Source organism: Acetobacter malorum (assembly GCF_002153605.1).
Classification (GTDB): Bacteria; Pseudomonadota; Alphaproteobacteria; order Acetobacterales; family Acetobacteraceae; genus Acetobacter; species Acetobacter malorum_A.
Genome location: NZ_JOPG01000067.1, coordinates 1 through 465, shown reverse-complemented (window position 1 = coordinate 465; position 465 = coordinate 1). Strand labels below are relative to the sequence as shown.

At 55.7% G+C, this 465-nt stretch carries 1 pseudogene; it reads left to right on the top strand.

Features of this window, described 5'->3' with window-relative positions:
• Positions 1 to 24 precede the first annotated feature (24 nt).
• Positions 25 to 465 (top strand): annotated as a pseudogene (locus HK23_RS13905) (threonine--tRNA ligase); the annotation flags it as partial.

Below are 465 nucleotides of genomic sequence, written 5' to 3'. Positions count from 1 at the left end.
AACGCACTCCCGGCTGATGCTGTTCTGACGTTCTATCGACAGGGTGATTTCGTGGACCTGTGTCGTGGGCCTCATCTCTCCAGTACCGCACAGATAGGTCATGCTTTCCGTCTTCTTGAAACAGCCGGCGCTTACTGGAAGGGTGACCAAAACCGCCCGATGCTCCAGAGGATTTACGGCACGGCCTGGCGTAACGAGCAGGAACTCGAAACCTGGGAAAAGCGACGGGAGGAGGCTATTCGACGCGATCATCGTCGGCTAGGTCGTGAGATGGATCTCTTCCATTTTCAGGAAGAAGCACCGGGAGCAGTGTTCTGGCATCCCAACGGATGGACGCTGTTCCAGACACTCCTCGCCTATTTGCGTAAGCGTCAGCGCACGGAAGGCTATGTGGAAATCAACACGCCTGACATCATGGATCTGTCTCTGTGGAAAGCCTCCGGTCACTGGGACAAATTCGGGGAG